Genomic DNA, 16366 nt, shown 5'->3' on the forward strand with positions numbered 1-16366 from the left:
AACGAGAGTGAAATCGCTATCTGGAATGAATGTGCAAGATTGCTTGCCAACGCGATCATCTACTTCAACTCCGCGATACTGAGTCATCTGCTGGGACACTTTGAAGCGAGAGGAGATGAAGAGAAAGCGGGTATCACTCGTACTGTTTCGCCCGTTGCGTGGCAAAATATCAACTTAAGCGGAACGTATAACTTCACTAATACTGGGAAATTGCCCGATATTGGCGAAATAACGAGGCCGATAGTGGATGATTAGGCTCCAAACTGAAAGTAAACCACCTCCGCAGCCATTTATTGGTTTGGTCTACAGAGGATTATGTCTTTTTGGAGGGGAAAATCCCCAGAACCCCAATAAACACCTCACCGATTGTCCTGCGTGCGCCAAATCTATAAGCCCAAGCATTGTAGATCTCAAGCAGTGGACATCACTAGTAACTAATCAGCAACTTGCATTACTAGATTTAAAACCAACTTTTTTATGTCGCTGCGGTAATGAATTTCAAACTGGTTTTGAAATTATACTTAGCCAAAAACACCACGGTTGCGCTGAATGTTACAAAAAAACATCACAAGAAAAGAGATATTTTCATTTTAATAAGCTTAGAGAAATTGTTAGTAAAAGAGGGTTTATATTGTCTCCACCGCTACCCAAAACATACAATTGCAATCTTCATGTAAAACGCACAGGAGAAAACCACGAGTACCCAAATACCCTTAGCTTTCTTCAACAATTTCCAGCCAGTAAAGATGGATTTAATCCCAAGTTTGAAGTTAAAAAACTCGCTTATGGCCGCTTTGCTGTAAATGATGAATGTTTTTCTGAAGAATCAATTGAAAGTGCGTTCTGGGCTGGCTTTATTGCTGCAGATGGATGGGTTGATGGTGATAAACGTATTGGCCTTTCTCAACACATTAACAATGAGCCCATTTTGATCGATTTTGCTAAGTATTTAGATTTTGGTAACACCTTAAGTTACCGGTTTTCTGCAAGTAACGCGGTTATGGTTGAACTTAGATTTACCTCGAAGGTAATTGCTAAATCACTAAAACAATTTGGCATTGTACGAAGGAAAAGTTTAACTCTAAGCCCACCTAAATTCTCTCAATCGACTAATGTACTGGCATTTATTGCAGGCTATATTGAAGGTGATGGATGGGTTAGAAAATATTACCAAAGAAATAATAAATGCTTTTGTATTGGCTTATGTAGTGGTTCAAAGCAGTTCATCGAATGGGCTCATAATGAAATAAAGAGCCAGCTGGGAATTACTGGTTCATTTAGCACCAATCAAAATACAGTATCATTAAAATATTCAAACTCGGCTAGTATTACCTTGTTAGAGCGCTTATATCCTGTCTCTAACCAGAATAGTAAGATTACTAAAGCTTATTCAGAATTGGCATCTATAACTGGCCATGACAAACTTGAAATTTCATCGTGATTAAAATAAAGCTTTGTTCCATCACTTTTCAAAATGTAGCTTTCCAAAGATATTGGGTCTGTTCTTAATGTACCTTTGATATGACATTCAACTGATGTACAGCCTCGTAAAACTAATGTTGTATTTGGGGTACCATCACTAAGAAGAGCAACAACCCTATTTGTGACGTAGGTATGCAAAAGATAAATTATACCTATAACAGCTATCACCATATTCCAAAAGCTTCTAAGTTCCCTAGATTCCGCCATATTTCGCCTACATTGTATTAATTAAACTCGCCTATTTTTCTAAGCGTACTTTAAATGAGTACTCTCTTTGCAACCTTCAATAAAAAGGCCTTAACAAACAAATCATATATTTGTTAAGGCGCTTTGACACAACAACTTAATCATACATGAGTATTAAACCCACCAGCTAATTTTAAATTACTTCATTGCCTGGGTAACCGCATATGGCGTAGCAACCAACTTCAAATCTTCACCTATTTTGTATCGCATTTTATCAAGATCATCATTGAGCTTATCCAGTGATTCGATATATGGTTTAGCAACAGCCCCTTTTAGTGATACACCTACAGATGAATTTGACTTGATGTTATGAAGCACTTCCTGAAGTACCGTTATTATTTGCTGAGCTACAGCTTCCTGCGCTGTTAATGATAATGTCTTTGCGGCCAAACGAGGGCTTTTTAAAGCGCTAACTAACTCTGTAGCATTTAAATCTGCAATAGATTGTAGTGCTATTTCATCTGCCGTCTGAGCTACATTCAGTCTTTTATCAATTTTGGCAACGAGCTTTTCTGCTATATCATCAAAAATGTACTTCAAGCCTCTGCTTGAGATAGTTTGTTCAATAGGGTTTAAGCAATTTGGATCTGTGCTTTCACACTTCATTACTCTAATTGATCCTGTATCAGACTCTTCGAAAATATCTCTTAATGAGACAGTTGCAGGTTTAGTTATTACATCAATCCCGGTATCGGTCGAGCTTGTGCTTCCAGACTTTCTAGAAATTGTTGTACCGGTTAACGACATGATCAGGTCTTTTAAGTTTGCACCACCCAAACCTGAGATTGAGGAATGAGTATATGCACTGACATTTGCATTCACTAGAATATGATGAGCTGTATTAACTTCTACTTCGACACCATTTTTTTCTGCTTTAACAGCTGTATTATCTGTATCGCCTTTCGTAGCGTTTGCCTCACCTCTATCTGTTAACCAACCTGAAGCATCATTTGCGAGCCCTTCTAAAGCACCAAACTGCACTGAGCTCTTGAAAGTATCGACTGCATTTGTGCCGTCATCTAATTTCAGATCTCCCAAATATCCAACAGCCTTTTCGCAGCCATTAGCCGTCATTTGATTAAATTCATCAAGTTTTGTTTGAAGGTCTGACATTAACTTACTACATGAGGGACAAACTGAAGTTAAAGCCAAGTTAAAGGCATATGATGGTACACCTTGTGCAATCGCCCTTCCCATTTGCACTAATTGGTCGGAGTTTATTAAACTAAAGCTTCCTGCAAAAAAGTCGATGCCACCACAGCCTCCAGATATTTTCGGAGGTTGAAAATTAACGACATTCGCTCTTACCCCTTTTACTCTGTAAGAAGCCCCACCAAAACTTATACCGTTTCTTGTTGGTGTACTGAATGACGTAGCAGTTGTCGTTTGAAATGTTACAGCTTCAGTAAAGACATCTTCCATCACAGTTGAAGCATGAATTGATGGAGACAAAACGCTAAGTGCTATTAGCACTCTTAATTTATTAATTTTAAACATTACTGAGCCTTTGATGTCGTTGAAAGGTTAATCTCATTAAGCCGTTTTCTGAGTAGGTCAGATAGTATTGAAGGGTTGTCTTCTAACTTTTGCTTTTCAACTACTAAAGGCTCCTTTGACACAAGAATGTCTTTTACTTCTTGTGTTTTAACGAATTGCTCCTCACTAATGAGGTTCATCCGTTTTGCTGCATATAGTGCTCTTTGAACAAGTTCACTACCTGATGCCATGCCATATTTAATTGTTTGAAAGTGCTGACCATCATTTGAGACAAGCATTGTTGTAGGGGTAATGTTCACTTGAAACTTTCGAGACAAAGTCATATTAGGGTCGATCACATGCTTAACTCCCGGGAACTCTTTATCTAAAAGAATGCCATCCATTGAAATTGCTAACACATCAACCCCCATTATCTTAGCTAAGGACTCCATCGCAGGAAATTGTTGGTGACAATACGGGCAGTCAGAACGATAGAACATCCACAGCCCTGCTTTATCAAATAAAGAATTGAACACTTTGGCTTTATCTTTATTTGTTTTTACTTTATGAGCAAATAACGCATTACTTGAATTTGGTCGGCGGTTACTTTCAGAAAGTTGCTCTTCAAACATAAAAAATTCTTTTGTTTGATCGCTAAATGCATTCGCTTTGTCGATAGCTAAACGTTGTGCGTAATAATAGTTTGAAATGTTCTCTGTACTAGGGTCATCAATAGCTGTATTGAGTAATTTAGGAAGGTTTTCTTTCAACCACGCTGAATTAATTTCAACCATTTCTGGTTGTTTCTTATCATTTGGCTGTGCAGAAGGAGGTTGCGCCTTTGGAACTTCTTGCTTTTCCTCATCTACAAGCTCAGGATCTTCGTAAAAGTGCCATCCTCTACTAGGCTTTTCTGTTCCAGAAACCGGTGAGCTTTTAGCAGACACAAAGCCAGCATTCATAAGTCCCAATGTTACAATTGTTAAACTTAAATAGAATCTCATTCCTTTCAACCTACGAAATATTAGCTACTTGCGTGTGTTGTACTCGAACTGATTGCTCTTGAACGAAATGATGGATATTTACTTTTTTAAGTTTGATTGTTTTCACTGACTTTGGATTAACACCACAACGGCACCAAGGACAAGAAGAAGTGAAGCTTTGGGTTGTTCTTAAATAAAAGCGACCACATGAGCATCTATTGGGGTATAAGTCCTGCTTAGAAATCCCACAAAACAATGAATTTACTTGATTAATGTCAATTGGGTCGACCAAATCTTGGAAGCGCTTATTAAAGCTTATACAAACATTAACAAGCATATCTGCAAAAACATTATCATTATCAAAATCAAAATTAGGGTACAGAGCTTTAGCTTCATTAAATAGCAGATTCGCTATCAAAAAGCCTTCGCGGTTTGAATCAACCCATCCATAACCAACTGAATTTGCAATTTTCTTGAACTCAAATGGCTTAGAAGAAATAGTGTCTACTTCCCTTTTTATTTCTTTATAGCGTCCAATTTTGATATAAGGAAAGAGCTCTGCAACAAGAGCTGGTCTTGCATTAAGAGACATCAGCGTAACAATCAGTGAAATGTCTCTTGTTATATTATATGAAACACTTCTACCATCCACTAAACCTATGAGTTCTGAACTAATTGCATTCATAATTAATTCCCCACCACAGCGATTGAGGTACTTGCAGCTAAGTTTTTAAGCTTGCCAAGTTTTGAATCGTTATTCTCAGCACTTTTAATAGCATCTAGCATTTGTTTAATTCCATTCAAACCAAGCGATGCCGCGTTAATAACTGTTTTTTCTCTAGCTAGTCGTTGCAATGTCATTGTACTAGCATCACGTATAGCAACCACATCAGCTTCAGATTGAATACAGAAAAGGTGCGCAGCCAATTGAATATCTACAACTGCAGCTTGTTTCACTAGAAGCAACGCACTAACTTGAATAGATATTGCTTCATCCAAAAATTGACTTCGATTTTCCATAACACAACCAATAAAAAATTATTAACAATGAAGCTATATTTTAAACAGAAGGTCACTAAATTGGCAACTATACAAAGTGTATATTTCACAATTAAAATTTATAGAAAATTTAAACAGTTGATATTCATAGTATTTATTTATTTATAAACTGCAACATTATGATGCAAAAAAAATAAACACAACCTCCATCACTAGCACTTTATAACTAGATAATTAAGTCGAGTACTGTTATCAAAAATCAAAGTTGGCCATTCACAATCCAAATGTAATACTCAACTCAGGAATAACTTTTAGGTTTTTAAATGACATCTCTGTTTCACATTGCAAATAAAATTAATGAAATGCTCACCGAATATGAGCTGGGTAACCTTCAAGAATTGAGGAAAAATATTCATTCTTTATCACGAGTTCCCTCAAAGTACGTATTTGACCAAAGGGGGGTAAAAAAAGATTGGGGAGCTCACTTCGGAGGTCGAGCCGAGCTTCAATTTAACATCGGCTTTGAAAATAATTCGTTTCGATACGGAGTAGCATTCTCCCTTCGCCCTAGTAGAGATCATCCAAACCTTAATGCTCTAATAGAGAAAATTAATTTATTCAATGAATACATCGATGAATTCGGAACTGAGTTTTACGATTTAAGCATGTGGCACTATGATGTTGAGCATGACGGCTCTAGAAGTGAAGACTTTCAGCCAACCATAATCAAGTCAGAATGGTGCAAAACTAATGCTTTTATTTTCCTAGGTGAAAAACAAAATCGTGAAAAAATTGATTATCAGCGAGTTTGTGATGTGTTAGATCGCTTACTACCTTTGTATCTTCACATAGAGATAGCATCAAATAATGACAGCCCTTCTACTCCCTCTTTTGTTTTCAAACCAGGTTGCAGAGCAAAACTGTCATTTACCAAAGCCTCCTATAAGAAAGATCAGCAAATAGATGTACGACTATTACACAATGATCTTCAACAGGCTTTGTATGATGAATTAGTGCAAGTCTATGGCAGGGATAACGTAGGCACTGAAAACATTATAGGATGCGGAAGAGTTGATCTGACTCTCCAATTGGGTGATAAGTACAGGTTGTATGAAATCAAAACAGCATTTAGTGCTAAATCATGCATACGGCAAGCAATTGGGCAACTTCTAGAGTATGCGTACTTTTATAAAGCAGGTTTCGTTGAAAAGTTAATTGTTGCTGGTCCTGTAAAATGCACAAGCGTTGAACATTCCTATCTGAATGAACTGCAAAACAAGTTTAATTTGCCGATCGAGTATTATCAAATCAAAGGCCCATGCTTTGACTTTGATTAGGTTATAATTTCATTTTACTTTCTTAAATTGTATTTATGTTGAAAAACCCCAAGGTAAGGGCGGAAATATCCGAAGACAGCGAACTAATAATGAAGGAGTAGTTATGGAAGTTTGGGTTACATTTGATTCAAATGTATGGGAATCAATAGTTGATGAAAATAAAAGGGCCAACTCTGCCGAGGTATATTCTCAGTTGTTCCATTTGATACAGTCGAAAATTATTACTCCATTTTTCTTTGAGGGCATAGCAACGATCGAGACAATGAAAAAGTCAGAAAGAAAACCTTATATAGCAAATTTTAAAGGTGCATATTCCATAACATTAGACGGGGAGGAAATTTCATCTTCTAAAGGCTCAAAAGCTCCAGAGTTAACTGAGTATTTAGCAAGTATGATACCTAAAGCATTAGAACTTGGATTTAGATTTACTAAGCTACCAAGAGTTGGCGCACCTGCGCTTGAGTTTGACAAAAAGTATCTTGCACCAGATGTAAGACATGATTTAGGCGATAGATTAGAACGATCATTCGAGTGCCTTAGGTTTATTGAAAGCCTGGGAGCTGGAAGAAGCCATCTAATGAATCAATTACCGAAGGTTGAAGGTGGCCTCATACAGAGAACTAAGGCCGATAACAATTTATCTGATAAGAAATATGCAAAAAGTGTTGGTGAGTGGGTTGATGGTGATGCTCTGGCAGCAAGTTATGGTTATGGTATTGATTACTTCTGTACTAATGACAGAGCCAGTAGTGCTGGTCAAACATCTATCTTTTATCATGAAAACCTTAAGAAGTTAGAAAGCAATTACCCAGTAAATGTAATCACTCCAGAGGACTTAATATGTAATTTAAAAACAAATGCCTCACAATTCAAGTAAGCCGCCCCCACCTAGAATGGTTCGGGTTGCGGATAGGTGCCTAAATAGGTCAAGTTCACAAAACGGAGCTGGCTAGGAGGGAGCAGATACCATATTACGGATACCAAGTAACTTATGATAATTCAGATATTCTGTTTCAAATTTTCAAAAACACCTAAAAACCACCAACTAAGACGTTTAAATTAGATGCCCCATTTCATTTTACATATTCAATCACTCATTCCGGTATTTGGCCTGTAACCAAATCAATTGAATCCTAATACCGGAATGCTTTAACAAGTCATCTAATCCACCTGCTGGTAAATACATTTGAACTTTTAGCTATAAGCTTAATTCAGAAGTCGGGCAAAGAAACTTCACCGAAAAGCAAACAAGACATTCACTTCAAAGCTAAGAAGCTCCTTTATACGGACTATATGTTGTTCATTCTTCGGACGCATACGGTTGCATCGTGTGTCCGTTATACGAAGTGTAAATTCGTGTGACGAAATCCATTTAATGGACTTCATTAAGCTGGTGGTTAAAGATGATATATTTCCAAATTCATTGTTGTCGATGGAATATCATAATTTGTAATCAGTTGAATCCTTCCAAAATACGGAAGCTGAATACATCAAATTTAATCCGCCAAACGGAATGCTAATGCTAATCAACTGTCCGTAGTGTGGAGTGCAATCACATTTGTTTTATTCTTTAGACTTGTTAGATGTGTTGCCTTAATTTCATTTTGAGCTTGAAAGCAAAAGCAGTATTCTGGTTAGAATGCACGTCCGCTTTGCGGAGTAAGCTCCGTTCAATTCATAGACCACTTGCTCACCTCCCCTTCTAAATTACTAATCCAAGTGAATGGAAATGTATCAACATTGTTTTCCGAATTATGGAAGACGCCCATACCTTACAGACTCCATGATGCGGATTTGTCATCGAGTGATATATTTTGGTCAAAACTAACAATATTACTTATTGCGCTATTGTTCTGAAAATACCGCCAGACAAAGCCTCGGTTCATTATACGGAAGAATACTGGAAACTGTTTTTCCATAATGCGGAATTACCAAACAACAACGACATCCTTTAAGAGGAATAAGCTTAAGTTTACTATGGTTCATATGGCGGACTTTAAATGAGCTTATCTGAAGCTTCAGAGAACTTACAACTCATAAAATGCATATGAAGGATGAGTTAAACATATAGCGAACAATTTAACCGCTTTGCGGAAAGTGATTGTTATCTTTTAATGGCTAACACTATCCACTATACGGATTGTGAGCACTTAACTTTAAAAGAGGGTTATTCAAGTTCTAGTTTTTAGGTATGACCCTTCACATTCTATAAAATCTAAAATTGCTCATCATGACACCAAAGCTGCCTATAGCCACATGCTCATAAAATTTTGAGTAACCCCTCAGTTAGCTAAGGCTGGGTTTTTCTAAGTAAATAAATCAACACACAAAAGAGACGTAGAGTAGATTGATGATGTAAGCATCAAAGCTCTCAACTTTTAGATTTCAAGTAATATAAGTTAGTTTGCTACATATATGATGCAAAATTTCAATTTATTGCAGTAACCGTAAATGATATTTCTTTCCTGAACTATCTTCTTTAGAACCGTTTAAAACAAGGTGACTTAACGTTCACAGTTATTCTGTTGCATAAATTATGATGCAACCATTCAACATTTACAGTCGGTTTGACTACATGTTAAACCTGCCACAATAGCTCTCCAATTCATAAAAACGGGTTTTCTGCGTAGTTATGATGCAGAAAATAGTTTATTTAACCAATGTCATTCAATGACAAGTTTTTGCGTATCTATGATGCAAAAAACAATCTCCCTTCACAGTGTTCCTTGGCAGTTTCGCAACGCAGAAAACTTTTATTTGCGTCTAAATAGAGCAAGCCTTTTTATTGCTCTAGATTTATTTCCCAGTTACACCCTTGAGGTTTAATTCACTTCAACTTTCTGTTCGCCACACTTAAAAACGTGCTTTGGCTAATTTTTTTGAATATACGTTTGAAAATTCGGCTTTAGCTATCTTTTTGCAAAGCATAATTAAGTCTCAATTAAAGTTCGGGGTTAAAGATGCTGTCTACAGAAATAGAAGTGCTGAAATTAGTTTTAGAGGCTATCGAGGATGCTGAAAAACCAATTGTAGAAAGTGCGCAAGATATTTGTGATCAACACAAAAAAAGGAGAGTTCTTTTAGATCAAATTCATGGTGAGTCGGGCGATTTTAAAAAATCGACATTACAAGTAAAAGTTAGGCAGCGAAAAAACTCTGAAAAATTTTACATCACTTGGGTTTCTCATGAGTACTCACCTATCAAGAAAATTAATAGGCATTGGGGGAAAGAAATTCCACCAACAAAAAAAGGATATACCGAAAAACAACTGAGTAAAAATTGCGAGGATGGCCACGCAAAAATTAATTGGGAAACTGAAATGCAACTTGCTCCATTAAGGGAGTCACTTGAAGTGTTGCATTCATCCAGAGTTAGTTTGAAAAAGCAGATCTGCAAACTTTCTAAAACACTATTTACCGCTCCAGCTGAGGAAGAAAATCATGATCAATAATGACCAACTAATCCATAAAACATTTGTTACTAATATCCAGTTCAAATCACACACCATCCATAACTTTTGGAAAAACGAAGGTGACCGGACATTAAATATTTATGAACGCATTGGTTCATTATTAATGTTAACCACAACAGAAAATGAACTCTATTCGAAAGTAAGCGCTTGGGAGTCAGAGCTTGCTGATTGGTTTAACCAAGAAATCGAAAGTATACAAAAACAAAAAGAAGCATTTATGGAAAATGCCGGTTTAGAAGAATCACCAGAAGTTATGACACCAAGCTCTTATGAATCAAGCGTACCAGTTTGCTATCCAGTCACTTGGAAGTTACTAAATTTAATTCAAACTTTAGATAATGAAATCGCAGAATTAGAAAATCTTTGGTTAACCGGTTTTGTTACAGATTTAGGTCGTCATGAAAACAGCAATAGAGCGATTGGTCTATTACGAAAATTAGTAGCAAAAATTAGCAATGCTACATCACCTGGTAAAGACAGAAGTGGGGGTCGATTTAAATCCACCCAACTAATTTCGTTAATTCGAGGTGGCCTAGAGTTATATGTAGATGACAGCCTTATTTTAAAACAAAATGAAGAAATTAAAGCCAAAGCTTCAATTAAAAACACAGAAAAAAAGACTGACTCAAAATCCACTTCATTGGATAGCACTTCTGCAGACTCTAAGAACGAAACCGAACAGCCAAGCAACTCAAAAGTTAACGCAGCTTAAAATGACTAGGCGGGAAACCGCCTAATTTTTCCAGAGAGAAATATGAAGCTTTTACTTATTCCTTTTACTATTTTAATTAAGCTTTTTTTTAAAGTTCAGAAAAAGTATCTAATCGTTCAAAGTGAAAATGCCGCTCGCTTGATGAGAGATGACGCAAAGAAGTGCAATGTAGATCTTGATAGTTCGAATAGCCCAGAGTTAGTTAATCAGATCATTGATGATAATAAATATTTAATTGCTCAAACTCGCTACTGTTTTGGAAATTGCCATGATTGGGAAAAAGAGAACCTAACCTTTCAGGGTCTATTTATAGATACGATTAAAAACTACGCTAGATATTGTGGCAACCTTCCTGCTTCTGAGGGTTATCACCATGCTAAAGAGTTCGGCTTAATTGAACATAGTTTACAAGTAGCTGATTTGGCATTAAGGCAAGCAAAGTCTCAATTCCTCCCTCAAGAATTCCCTCTAGACATCGAGAGACAAAGAACAAAAAGATATCAGTACGCCGCATGGCTTTGCGGCTTAGTGCACGACGCAGGGAAGATGCAAACTGATATGGATATTTACGATAAAAGCAATCCAAATAATATCTGGATTCCAATTATAGAGGACCTTGTTAGTTGGAAAGAAAAAAACAAAATAACAAAAGTTGGCATTAGATGGAGAAAAGACAGAATTCATAAGGGGCATGAAGTTTCTCCGCAACCCATATTTCAACAAATCCTCACACCTGATGCAAAGAGGTACATAGGCACATGCCCTGGCAATTTGCTTGAAGATATAAGCACCACGCTTGCAAACTATCAAGGTATAGATGGCTATTTACAGAGAGCTGTTCGCTCAGCTGACTATGTTTCAACTGCGAAAGACATTCAAACAACTTGGGACAATGACCTTGGCGCAAGGAAGTCAGCATTACACGAGAAAATCCTCAAGCTAATGCAAGATAAAGCTAAAGTATGGCTAAAAGAAGGTAAAGCTATTGCTATTGATAACGAGATATACCTTCGGTGGCCTGAATGCTTCAATGAGTTAGCAAAGGAAATGCATCAATCAGATCCAACTGTTCCTAACAACCCAAGTCTTTTGCGTGAAAAAATGATGGATAGGGGCATTCTTCGTAAGCAAGAAAAAACTGATTACGCGCTCTTTTTTGAAACTGTTACTAACCTGTCTGAGGGTATTGATTTACTCATCAGTAAAAATCTTAAGGGCGGTATTGGCGTTATTCGTCTGGAGTGGCCTTTATTTTTGCTTAAAGGTGAAGTTATTCCACCAAACCGTTACGGGCTATTAAAACTCGACATGGGGCTAAACGCAGTCATCTACTCAAGTGAGGGTTACCGATACATAAGCGAAGAAAATGTTATTGCTCATGAGGCTGCGGCTCACTTAAAAGCTAATAGTGATTCTCTAGAAATGAAAGTTGAGCATTCGGCAACAAAAAGTCCGCAAAAAAACGGCAAGCCTAATACCAGTAAAGCCAAAGGAGAAGCTACTGCGGAAGAGTCCATTAAGCCTAACAATCCATCTGGAAAAGCAAAAGCAGCTCAAAAGGATAGCCCGAACAAAGATAAACCTAAAAAGGAAAAACCAAAGAATACTAATGGTGAGCTATTTGCTCCAACCAACCAACAAAGCGCAAAGGTACCGGAAAAGCAAAATAACGAAACAACACATAAAAAAGCAGCCCCAAAACCTAAAAGTGGTATTAAGGTGACTTCAACGACCAAAGCCATTGAGTTCATAAAGACCTTAGAACCTATTTTAATCGATGGTCAAAACTACTACCTTGTTGATGATAAATGGAAAGACAACCTTGACGACAATCTAGAAAACGAACTTGAAAAAGCGGGGCTTATCGAAAGAAAGCCACCAGCATTAATTCGTTACTTCATCATCAATAAGCGTAAATACGTTAAAGCGAAGTCGCTTGAATCAAGTCAAAACCAAAAAGCTGAAAAAAAGCCGAAATCAAATGAAAATCAGGATAGTTCAGATGTAACCGCGGCTGATAATACATCTCAGAAAGCAAAGTTAGATATTGAATCTCTGCTTGCTATTGGCTTAACCCCTAAGACTGCTGAATTATTATTTGGAAACATTATTCACGAAAAAGTTGAGTTAAGAGATGGCTTTTTAATTGCACCTATAAGAGATAAGAAAACTCTTGTTAATGCCGTCACAAACAGCAAAGCCAGCGAAACAAATATCTTGTCGAGTTCAATCGTACAAGATAAGAATGACATACATATTAAGGTGAAACATGACGCAGGAACGTAGTAACCCATTATTCCACGAAAATTTATACCGACCTGTATATGAATTAAATAAGGCTTACGCCTCTTTAGCCGCTGGTGTTGTAACCTTTACTTCAAGCGTTATTGAGAGTGAAGGTCATATCGGGATGGTGGGTTTTGGAATCACTACAATACTCACCGCTCAATGTGGACACTACACTCTAAAGGCAATTCCACTAGTCAAACGCCAGTGCAAAATCTTCTTCAACAAGATTGAATTCGAGGATATAAAAGCAATACGTCAAGAACACATGGCTAAAGAGAATATCCTAAATCCAAACAACAAAAAGAAGGGAAATAACAAGATATTCATTGGAAATGGATTTGAATGGGGCGTGGAGCATGCAAATCGCTCATATCAAATACAAGGATTATACTCTGACAAACAAGAGGTGAAGCTTCCACTATTTCTTAAACCATTCGTTAAAAAATGGCGTAAAGAAACGTTAAAGCTTGGCGGTAAGCCATGGATTGATGGTGTCGGGGATGCCGAAAGGCAATACGTAGATGCTGAAACGTTCTTTGGCCACTCTATGATTATGGGCAATGTTGGTACCGGTAAAACAACAATGTTCATTTTGCTTAGCCTCGCGATGATCCACAAAGGCTATACCGTCATTGTATTAGACCCAAAAAACGATTCATCGTGGCGCAAAGCTTTACAAGCGGAAATGGAGCATTTTGGTAAGGGCGAGCACTTCCACTACTTTCACCCTTCTAAACCATCTACATCTTGCACAATAGATCCGATTAAAAACTGGAATAGACCGACTGAGATAGCTGAACGTATCGCATCCATTATGGTTGAGTCGGGTAAAGAAGATAGCTTCATTCGATTCAACTGGAACGTCATAAACTCAACAGTTAACGCGATGCTTTATGCGGGCATACAACCACAAATCAAATCGATTGCTCGTTATGTGACAACAGGCAAAACCGCCTTAACTCAAAAGTGCCTTGAAAGACACTACGCTAAATGCTTAGGGGAAGATTGGGAAACTCAACTTAGCGCCAAAATGAGCTCTTTCGGGAAAACTCGTTTAGAGCAAATGCTAAATTACTATCAACAAGTTATATCTCAACAACATCAATCACCAGAAGTGGATGGCATAATACAGTTGCTTACGCACAACGCCGAGCATATGCAAAAGATGACAGCTAATTTACTTCCTATTTTTAGCGTCCTTACATCTACACCTATGGATGAGCTTATATCACCAGAAGAGGCGATAGCAGAAAGCTTAGATGCGCGTGATGAGGATACTAGATACGAAACAGCTGAAAGTGAAACTACAGATTACACATCAAATCACATTGAAGGTGTATCAAAGAAATCAGGGAAAATAAGAGAGAAAGACAGTCGTTATGTAGACACTTCAGACATCGTTGAAAATGGAGGACTACTTTACATGGCGCTTGACTCTCTCAGCGACACAAAGACAGCGGGTTATTTGAGCAAACTTGTTTTAGCTGACATTGCTGCTGTAGCAGGTTCACGATACAACTTCTCAGAAGGGAGAGGCCGTCGAGTAGCGGTGTTTGTGGATGAAGTACATGCAGCGATTGCTGGGAATGATGCCCTTTTGAATTTATTAGCCCAAGGTCGTGCAGCATTCATGCAAATGTTTATTGCAACCCAAACTAAAGCTGATATTGAAGCTAAAACAGACCCAGCTACTGCAAACCGTGTATTAGGTCTGTGCAACAACTTCTTTTCTATGAGAGCAAACGACACATCAACTCAAGAATATGCTTCCAGCCAATTTGGTGAAGTGCCAATAACCAGCCAGCAAATCACTTTAGGTCAAAGTTCAGGGAACACAAATGACATGACTGACTTTGGTTCTTCATACGCTGAGAGGCTTACACAACAAAACGACAAAGCATTTAACGAAAGCCTACTTGGTTCGCTGCCTATTTTACAATATGTAGCACGACTTGCTGACGGCAGAACAATCAAAGCTAAAGTACCGGTAATACAACGATGAGCAGAGAAAAAGTATATAAAATCCAACGTAGATGCTACAAAAAAAGCAATGTGAATAATTCACTTTCAGAAGATAACAAGCACATATACTCGGTCATCTACAAGAAAGCACCTGCTGTGGAAGAAACACTTCGATATTTGTTAGATTTTATTGGGGATGAATTGAAGCATCCACAACAAGATGTAGATCTATTTAATCACATCATTAACAAAGCTGGTCAGCACTCTCTTGTACATAATTCACATCTGAGCCGAGCAGAGTTTTTTAAAGCCTTTCTCTTCACGGTTACAAGTGAGCTTACAGCCGTACTTGATGTTATGGTCTACACAGGGGGTTCGGGCTCGTGTATTGCAGTATGGGACCCACTCTTAGAGACAATCAGCCAGTTTCTCATCACGCACAAGAACTCAGCAATACGCGCTAAACCAAACTTGATTGAAAAAGAGTTAAATCAAGAATCATTATTGATGGTACAGCACTTTCTAATGAGCAAGATTGTGAAGCGTTCACACCTGTTCTATTTCGGCATTCCTAATTTCGATGAAAGTAAAACCCTTACATTTAAGGAGGCGTTTTCGTCATGATTTATGAGAATGACAGCGAAGACCTATATAAGGATAAGTCTGGAGAGCAAAATAGAAAAAAAGAATACTCAAAGTTATTCATCTTTATTCTATTTGCGTTAGCAGCACAGGTTCTTGCTTTAAACCCCACCAGCTTCAACAGAATGCTAGAAAATGAAGTTAAAGCGAGCTACAAGGCCATCGGTGAAAAAAATTGGCTAAACCTTACAGATGCATCGTATAGGCACTACAACACAATCATTGTGAGGTCAGGATTTAAGCAGTATTTCTTAGACAAAGTAAATCGAGATACAGACGATAAAAACCCTTTAGCCAGGCTAACAGCAAAACTTTTGCCTTTAGTTAAAAGAGTAACAAACAACATACAAACGCTTACATACCAAATCTTACACAGAGCAAACCTTTTAATGATTTGGCTTTATATTTTAGTGCCATTCGCACTTGCACAACTAGTTATTGGTGTTTATGGCTGGAGAATTAGGGCTTATACATTCGGTAACAAAACAAAGACTCGTATGTTAGTTATTAAGAAGCTAATCAAAGGTATTTTAGTAGGTGTCATTGTCTATTTCGCCCTACCCAACTTTTACCCTACAGCTGGGGCATACATACCTTTTATTGCTTTATTGTTTGCATCATTCCTAACATCTAGATACATAGCAACACTGCAAAAGCATATTTAGGACCCTCGGCAACGAGGCTATAAAAAACTGACGCTGTTTACGTGTAAAAGCAATGAGTAACTCACGAACACAAGCTTGTTTAGGTAGCGTGCTGCAAAAG

Annotated in this window: 14 protein-coding genes; 10 read left to right on the forward strand and 4 right to left on the reverse strand. The window is 37.6% G+C overall.

Going from position 1 to position 16366, the window contains the following annotated elements; genetic code table 11:
* Positions 1-255 (forward strand): Tn3 family transposase (locus tag JIG41_RS13395; RefSeq protein WP_199524911.1); only part of this gene is annotated, 255 nt, incomplete at its 5' end.
* Positions 248-1441 carry an LAGLIDADG family homing endonuclease gene (locus JIG41_RS13400; RefSeq protein WP_138558823.1) on the forward strand — a complete coding sequence of 398 codons (1194 nt, stop codon included), beginning with the start codon at positions 248-250 and terminating at the stop codon, positions 1439-1441. The genes JIG41_RS13395 and JIG41_RS13400, both read left to right, overlap by 8 nt.
* A 425-nt stretch (positions 1442-1866) precedes the next feature.
* On the opposite strand, the gene JIG41_RS13405 is transcribed toward JIG41_RS13400, so the two are convergent.
* Genes JIG41_RS13405 through JIG41_RS13420 form a run of 4 tightly spaced genes read right to left on the reverse strand, consistent with a single transcriptional unit; the run spans position 1867 to position 5207 of the window.
* Positions 1867-3225 (reverse strand): conjugal transfer protein TraH, encoded by a 1359-nt coding sequence (locus tag JIG41_RS13405; RefSeq protein WP_063529773.1) that lies wholly within the window; start codon positions 3223-3225, stop codon positions 1867-1869.
* The gene (traF, locus tag JIG41_RS13410) at positions 3225-4208 is read right to left on the reverse strand and encodes a conjugal transfer protein TraF (RefSeq protein ID WP_199524912.1); all 984 of its coding nucleotides are present in this window, start codon (positions 4206-4208) and stop codon (positions 3225-3227) included. Before traF ends, JIG41_RS13405 begins: the two co-directional genes overlap by 1 nt.
* 10 nt (positions 4209-4218) lie before the next feature.
* The gene (locus JIG41_RS13415) at positions 4219-4872 is read right to left on the reverse strand and encodes a hypothetical protein (RefSeq protein ID WP_036973897.1); all 654 of its coding nucleotides are present in this window, start codon (positions 4870-4872) and stop codon (positions 4219-4221) included.
* A gap of 2 nt (positions 4873-4874) precedes the next feature.
* Positions 4875-5207, reverse strand: coding sequence for a hypothetical protein (locus tag JIG41_RS13420; protein WP_036973899.1), 333 nt, complete (start codon positions 5205-5207; stop codon positions 4875-4877).
* Between the two features lie 302 nt (positions 5208-5509).
* Here JIG41_RS13420 and JIG41_RS13425 point away from each other — a divergent pair, with 302 nt between their 5' ends.
* The 8 genes from JIG41_RS13425 to JIG41_RS13460 all read left to right on the forward strand — a co-directional run bounded on the left by JIG41_RS13425 (position 5510) and on the right by JIG41_RS13460 (position 16266).
* On the forward strand, positions 5510-6523 hold the full coding sequence (locus tag JIG41_RS13425; RefSeq protein WP_199524913.1) for a hypothetical protein: 1014 nt from the start codon (positions 5510-5512) through the stop codon (positions 6521-6523).
* Between the two features lie 103 nt (positions 6524-6626).
* Complete coding sequence (locus tag JIG41_RS13430; RefSeq protein WP_199524914.1) at positions 6627-7400, forward strand: hypothetical protein; 774 nt, start codon at positions 6627-6629, stop codon at positions 7398-7400.
* A gap of 2083 nt (positions 7401-9483) precedes the next feature.
* Entirely contained in the window at positions 9484-9975 is a 492-nt protein-coding gene (gene mobI / locus JIG41_RS13435; RefSeq protein WP_118845363.1) for a conjugative transfer protein MobI(A/C), read from the forward strand.
* Positions 9965-10708 carry a hypothetical protein gene (locus tag JIG41_RS13440; protein ID WP_063528494.1) on the forward strand — a complete coding sequence of 248 codons (744 nt, stop codon included), beginning with the start codon at positions 9965-9967 and terminating at the stop codon, positions 10706-10708. The genes mobI and JIG41_RS13440 overlap by 11 nt, the downstream gene beginning before the upstream one ends.
* 42 nt (positions 10709-10750) lie before the next feature.
* The gene (mobH, locus tag JIG41_RS13445) at positions 10751-12994 is read left to right on the forward strand and encodes a MobH family relaxase (RefSeq protein ID WP_199524915.1); all 2244 of its coding nucleotides are present in this window, start codon (positions 10751-10753) and stop codon (positions 12992-12994) included.
* Complete coding sequence (locus JIG41_RS13450; RefSeq protein WP_199524916.1) at positions 12978-14999, forward strand: type IV secretion system DNA-binding domain-containing protein; 2022 nt, start codon at positions 12978-12980, stop codon at positions 14997-14999. Before mobH ends, JIG41_RS13450 begins: the two co-directional genes overlap by 17 nt.
* The gene (locus JIG41_RS13455; protein ID WP_199524917.1) at positions 14996-15583 is read left to right on the forward strand and encodes a hypothetical protein; all 588 of its coding nucleotides are present in this window, start codon (positions 14996-14998) and stop codon (positions 15581-15583) included. Before JIG41_RS13450 ends, JIG41_RS13455 begins: the two co-directional genes overlap by 4 nt.
* Positions 15580-16266, forward strand: a complete 687-nt coding sequence (locus tag JIG41_RS13460; RefSeq protein ID WP_199524918.1) for a DUF4400 domain-containing protein — start codon at positions 15580-15582, stop codon at positions 16264-16266. Before JIG41_RS13455 ends, JIG41_RS13460 begins: the two co-directional genes overlap by 4 nt.
* The last annotated feature ends 100 nt before the right edge of the window (positions 16267-16366 follow it).

The organism is Pseudoalteromonas sp. bablab_jr011, assembly GCF_016464045.1.
GTDB lineage: Bacteria > Pseudomonadota > Gammaproteobacteria > Enterobacterales > Alteromonadaceae > Pseudoalteromonas > Pseudoalteromonas lipolytica.

Excerpts from the sequence above, each read along its gene's own strand:
- JIG41_RS13425 (WP_199524913.1), top strand. The coding sequence starts at position 5,510 with ATGACATCTCTGTTTCACATTGCAAATAAAATTAATGAAATGCTCACC.
- JIG41_RS13430 (WP_199524914.1), top strand. The coding sequence starts at position 6,627 with ATGGAAGTTTGGGTTACATTTGATTCAAATGTATGGGAATCAATAGTT.
- JIG41_RS13460 (WP_199524918.1), top strand. The coding sequence starts at position 15,580 with ATGATTTATGAGAATGACAGCGAAGACCTATATAAGGATAAGTCTGGA.
- JIG41_RS13450 (WP_199524916.1), top strand. The coding sequence starts at position 12,978 with ATGACGCAGGAACGTAGTAACCCATTATTCCACGAAAATTTATACCGA.
- JIG41_RS13455 (WP_199524917.1), top strand. The coding sequence starts at position 14,996 with ATGAGCAGAGAAAAAGTATATAAAATCCAACGTAGATGCTACAAAAAA.
- traF (WP_199524912.1), bottom strand. The coding sequence starts at position 4,208 with ATGAGATTCTATTTAAGTTTAACAATTGTAACATTGGGACTTATGAAT.
- JIG41_RS13415 (WP_036973897.1), bottom strand. The coding sequence starts at position 4,872 with ATGAATGCAATTAGTTCAGAACTCATAGGTTTAGTGGATGGTAGAAGT.
- JIG41_RS13405 (WP_063529773.1), bottom strand. The coding sequence starts at position 3,225 with ATGTTTAAAATTAATAAATTAAGAGTGCTAATAGCACTTAGCGTTTTG.
- JIG41_RS13440 (WP_063528494.1), top strand. The coding sequence starts at position 9,965 with ATGATCAATAATGACCAACTAATCCATAAAACATTTGTTACTAATATC.
- mobH (WP_199524915.1), top strand. The coding sequence starts at position 10,751 with ATGAAGCTTTTACTTATTCCTTTTACTATTTTAATTAAGCTTTTTTTT.
- JIG41_RS13420 (WP_036973899.1), bottom strand. The coding sequence starts at position 5,207 with ATGGAAAATCGAAGTCAATTTTTGGATGAAGCAATATCTATTCAAGTT.
- mobI (WP_118845363.1), top strand. The coding sequence starts at position 9,484 with ATGCTGTCTACAGAAATAGAAGTGCTGAAATTAGTTTTAGAGGCTATC.
- JIG41_RS13400 (WP_138558823.1), top strand. The coding sequence starts at position 248 with ATGATTAGGCTCCAAACTGAAAGTAAACCACCTCCGCAGCCATTTATT.